At 64.7% G+C, this 4718-nt stretch carries 3 protein-coding genes; all 3 read left to right on the forward strand.

Features of this window, described 5'->3' with window-relative positions; all coding sequences use genetic code 11:
- Nucleotides 1-1776, forward strand: a 1776-nt coding sequence (locus JOZ76_RS18900; protein ID WP_291700677.1) for a sensor histidine kinase, incomplete at its 5' end; no start/stop codon positions are given.
- Complete coding sequence (locus tag JOZ76_RS18905) at nucleotides 1746-3506, forward strand: ATP-binding response regulator (RefSeq protein ID WP_291700678.1); 1761 nt, start codon at nucleotides 1746-1748, stop codon at nucleotides 3504-3506. The genes JOZ76_RS18900 and JOZ76_RS18905, both read left to right, overlap by 31 nt.
- The gene (locus tag JOZ76_RS18910; RefSeq protein ID WP_291700679.1) at nucleotides 3503-4246 is read left to right on the forward strand and encodes a response regulator; all 744 of its coding nucleotides are present in this window, start codon (nucleotides 3503-3505) and stop codon (nucleotides 4244-4246) included. Before JOZ76_RS18905 ends, JOZ76_RS18910 begins: the two co-directional genes overlap by 4 nt.
- The last annotated feature ends 472 nt before the right edge of the window (nucleotides 4247-4718 follow it).

Raw genomic sequence — 4718 nt, forward strand, 5'->3', positions numbered from 1 at the left:
CTGTTTGCCGAGATCCTGCTGCTGCGCGAGGCGGTATTGGGCACGCTGACCCGGCGCGCGTCGACCGATCCGATGCTGGCGGGATCGGTCGCGCAACTCGAGCACTCCACTGAGCGCTTCCTGAACGGTTTCGGCGAACTGCGCGGCCTGCAGACCACGATCAAGAAGACCTATGACGAGCAGGTGCTGGCACCGGCCAAGGACATGGCGGGGCTCTACTCGATCATCGAGGGCGCCACCGGCCACCGCGATGCGCTGATCTGGCCCTCGCTCGGCAAATCGCGCGAAGCTTTTACGGCGATGCTGGTCGCAGCCAATTCCTACTACCTGACGCTCGCCGCCGCCTCGGCCGAGGACGCCCGCCGCAACACCGAGACGATAGAGAAGACCATTCCGGTCATGCTGGACCTCGCCGACAACGACCTGCAGCGGATGGCGCTGCAGCGCCTCGAGACGCGCACGCAGGCGCTGCAGGAAGGGCTGACAAAACTGTCCGAGCAGCTGTCGAACCGCACCGATCTGCTCCGCAACACCATCGACGCCAGCCAGGCAGAGGCGATCGGCGAGATTGACGAATTGTCGATCAAGATGCGCCAGCGCGAGCAGAAGGCCCAGGAGACGTTCGACCGCACCCTCACCGACATCTCCCGACGCGTGCTGTTGATCGCCGCCATCTTCCTCGGCATCATCGTCGCCGCCGGTGTGCTGATCGCGCTCTCCATCCGCCTGCCGCTGCAGCAGATCATGACTGCGATGCGCGCGATTGCACTCGGCGACTACGGCCGCGAGGTGCAAGGCATCCAGGCGCGCGACGAAGTCGGTGCCATGGCGCGCGCCGTCGAGGTGTTCCGCGAAAACGCCATCGCCAAGCGCAAGACCGAGGACGAGCTGCGCGCCTCGAAGGAAAAGGCCGAGAGCGCGCTGTTCGAATTGAACACCGCGCAGCAGAATCTGATCGATGCGGAACGGCTGGCGGCGCTCGGCGGCCTCGTCGCCGGCGTCGCGCACGAGGTCAACAATCCGATCGGCATCAGCCTGACGGTGGCCTCGAGCTTCGCCCGCCGCAGCGAGATTTTCGAGACCGACCTCCGCTCCAACGGGGCGCTGCGCCGCTCGCAGCTCGAGGAGTTCGTGCGGACCTCGCGCGATGCCGCGCAGCAGCTCGTCGCCAACCTGCACCGCGCCGCCGAACTGATCCAGTCCTTCAAGCAGGTCGCGGTCGACCGTTCCCATGCCGAACGGCGGCAGTTCAACCTGAGCGAGGCGACCGACCAGATCATCGCGAGCCTGCGGCCGGTGCTGAAGCGCGCGCCGATCGGGCTGTCGGTCGACGTACCCGAAGGCCTCATCATCGACGGCTATCCGGGCTCCTATGGCCAGATCCTGACCAACCTGTTCCTGAATGCCGTCAACCACGCCTTTGCCGACGGGCGCTCGGGCACCATCGCGATCTCGGCGCGCGCGCGCGGCGCCGACGATGTCGAGATCAATTTCACCGACGACGGCGCCGGCATGACCCCGGACGTGCAGCGCCAGGCCTTTGACCCCTTCTTCACCACCCGCCGCAACGAAGGCGGGACCGGACTCGGGCTTCATATTGTGTATAACCTCGTCACCCAGCAGCTCGGCGGGCGCATGATGCTGGAGTCAAGGCTGGGACAAGGCACCACATTTCGCATTATCATGCCCCGGACCGCCAAGGGCGGCGACACCACAGACGAGACGTTAGGCGACGGAACCGCGCAATGGCCGAACAGGACGATGTCCTCCACCTGATCGACGACACGGAGACGGTCCCGGAGGATTCGTCGGCCCGCAAATGGAAGATCGCCGTCATCGACGATGACGCGGCCGTCCACGAAGGCACCCGTTTCGCGCTCTCCGACTATAGCCTGAACGGCCAGGGACTGGAGATCCTGTCGGCCTATTCGGCCGCCGAAGGGCGCAAGCTGATGCGCGCCCATCCCGACATCGCGGCGGTGCTGCTCGACGTCATCATGGAAACCGATGTGGCGGGCCTCGAGCTCGTCGAGTTTATCCGCAACGAGATCAAGAACGAGACGGTCCGCATCATCCTGCGCACCGGCCAGCCGGGCCAGGCGCCCGAGCGGCGCGTCATCGTCCAGTACGACATCAACGACTACAAGGCCAAGACCGAGCTCACCGCCGACAAGCTGTTCACCTCGCTCACCGCGGCGCTGCGCAGCTACCAGCAGCTCGAGCGCATGGTGCAGACCCGGCGCGGGCTCGAGATCATCATCGACGCCGCCTCCACGCTCTACGACTTCAAATCGATGCAGCGGCTCGCCGAGGGCGTCCTGACCCAGCTCGCCTCGCTGCTTAATGTCGATTGCGCCGGCATCCTGGTGCTGCGCGACGACGGCAAGACCACGAACAAGACCACGAACGATGATTTCGCCGTGCTGGCGGGAAGCGGCTGCTACAGCCGCTTCATCGGCTGCGCCAGCGCAAAGTCGCTCGATACGGATCTGCGGACCATGGTGGAGGCCGCCTTCAAACGCCGCAAGAACGAGTTCGCCGACCAGCGCACCGTTCTTTACATCCGCACCGGGAGCGGGCGCGAGGTGGTCGTGCTGCTGCAGGCCGAGCGCCCGCTGTCGGAGACCGATCGCTCGCTGGTCGAGATTTTTGGCAGCCGCCTCTCGATCGCCTTCGACAATGTGATTCTGTACCAGCAGCTGCAAGCGGCCAACACCCAGCTCGAGGACCGCGTCACCCAGCGCACCCGCGCGCTGATGCAGGCCAACCGCCGCCTGTCCGCGCAATGGCTGCGGCTGCAGCGCGCCAACGGCTTCAAGAACGAGATTTTGGGCACCGTCGCCCATGACCTGAAAAACCCGCTTGGCGTCATCATGGGCCGCACCGAGATGCTGACCGAGCTGATCTCGACCGGCGCTTCCGGCGAAAACATCACGACCCAGATCGAACATATCCGCGACGCCGCCCGGCGCCTCACCTCGATGGTCGATCATTTGATTTCGGATGCGATGGCCGACGCCTTCGACATCACGATCCGCCGCGAGGCCGTCGACATCGCCGCGCTGACCGGTGAAGTGGTGGAGGCCAACCAGCCGCTCGCAACCAACAAGCAGCAGACCATCGAGGTCGCGGCCCCGCCGCATCTTGCGACCATGTGCGACATCGACCGGATCAGAGAGGCGATCGACAATCTGGTCAGCAACGCCATCAAATACAGCCCGATCGGCGGCAAGATCGCGGTCCTTGTCACTCATGACGATGCCAGCATCATCATCCGCGTCACCGACCAGGGGGCCGGCCTTTCGCCGGAGGATCTCAGCCGGCTGTTCGGCCGCTTCCAGCGGCTATCGGCAAAACCCACGGCCGGCGAAAGCTCGACCGGCCTTGGCCTTTCGATCGTGAAGCGGATCGTCGATATGCATGGCGGCGAGGTCACCGCCGAAAGCGAGGGTCCCGGCAAGGGATCGACCTTTTCCATCACACTGCCTGCGTCAGAAACGCCATGAGCCAGAGTCAGCACATCATCATCGTCGACGACGAGGCGCCGGCCCGCGAGATGGTCGGCGACTATCTGAAAATGCACGGCTTTACGGTCACGCTGTGCGACGGCGGAAAAAGCCTGCGCGGCGCAATCGAGAACGGCCTGCCCGATCTCGTGGTGCTCGACCTCAACATGCCAGAGGAAGACGGCCTGTCGATCATCCGGGACCTTAAGAGCCGCAGCAACGTTCCGGTGATCATGCTGACCGCGACCGCGAGCCCGATCGATCGCGTTGTCGGGCTCGAGCTTGGCGCCGACGATTACGTCGCAAAACCCTGCGAGCTGCGCGAATTGATGGCCCGCATCCGCTCGGTGCTGCGCCGCGCGGCACCGGCCAAGGCCGCGGCGGCTCCCGCCGAGACCGCGGCGACGAAGGTCGCCAAGGAGCAGCTGGTGCGCTTCGGCACCAAATGGCTCGATCTCGAGGCGCAGGCGCTGCGCGACGACGAGGGCAACGAGCATCCTTTGACCGCCTCCGAGTTCAGCCTCTTGAAAGTGTTTGCCGCGAACCCGAAGCGCGTGCTGTCGCGCGAGCGGCTGCTGGAGCTCGCCAATGCGCGCGATGCCGAGGCGTTCGATCGCGCGGTCGACCTCAGGATCATGCGCATCCGCCGCAAGATCGAGCTCGATCCGACCAAGCCCGCCGTCATCCGCACCATTCGCGGCGGCGGCTACCTGTTCTCGCCGGTCGGCGACAAGGCGTAAGGCGCGACGTCTTTCGGATTCGAGTCTCAAACGGCCTCTTGCTCCACTGTCATCGCCGGGCTCGCCGCCTTCGCTAAAGCTCCGGCGCGCCCTTGAGAGCTTAGCCTCGCCAAAGCCTTTTGGCGTAGGCGGGACCGGGCGATCCAGTATTCCAGAGACGGCAGTGCTTGAGCCGATAGGCCGCGGCGTACTGGCTCACCCGACTTCGCGGGTGATGACGACGGAGACTGTGGCTCGCATCTCTCGCATCTCTCAAGACATGCTTCCGCATTCTCGCGACGGATTTCGTCCGAGTTTTGCTTTCCAAGCATCGCCCCCGAAAACAAGGGCGCAGGGAATGCCGCATAGGCGTTAAGATAGCACGGGCATCGATTGATATCGACGTTTTCGTGGAGGCTCGTAGAGATGCCTGCGGAGTGTCCGTTTGCAGTGACGCAAGCAGCGGATGGTTGGCTGTGGGATAATTGCCTGT

The organism is Bradyrhizobium sp. (genome assembly GCF_019244115.1).
Classification (GTDB): domain Bacteria; phylum Pseudomonadota; class Alphaproteobacteria; order Rhizobiales; family Xanthobacteraceae; genus Bradyrhizobium.

Coding starts and splice junctions, on each gene's coding strand:
- JOZ76_RS18910 (WP_291700679.1), top strand. CDS start 3,503: ATGAGCCAGAGTCAGCACATCATCATCGTCGACGACGAGGCGCCGGCC.
- JOZ76_RS18905 (WP_291700678.1), top strand. CDS start 1,746: ATGGCCGAACAGGACGATGTCCTCCACCTGATCGACGACACGGAGACG.